The organism is Pseudomonas sp. PME37.24/025 (genome assembly GCF_055556615.1).
The window spans coordinates 1-262 of record NZ_JBVHNK010000304.1 but is presented as its reverse complement, the minus strand read 5'-3'; the positions used below and the strand labels follow the sequence as shown (position 1 = coordinate 262).

1 protein-coding gene is annotated in these 262 nt (G+C 71.4%); it reads left to right on the top strand.

Annotation, left to right across the window (positions count from 1 at the left end; all coding sequences use genetic code 11):
• Nucleotides 1–262, top strand: a 262-nt coding sequence (locus ACZ3HH_RS30460; RefSeq protein ID WP_465810358.1) for a hypothetical protein, incomplete at both ends; no start/stop codon positions are given.

Here is a 262-nt window from a genome sequence, read left to right as displayed (position 1 = left end):
CGCGGGCATGGACTTCCAGGGGCTCACAGGGTCACCGGTGGTGGCTCTCGTCGGCGGCACATCGGCAGAGCCCGTTGCGCGCAAGGCGGGGCAGCTGCCGCTGCTGATCGCGGACCCGCTGTCCGCACAGAGCATGTCGCAGGCGGCGCGGGACGCGCTGCGCCGGTTCGACGCCGTGTTGGCCGACAACACGCAGCCGCTGAAGTCCATGATCGGCAATCTCGACCGGTTCGCGGCGGTCCTGGGGCGCAATGCCGACCGC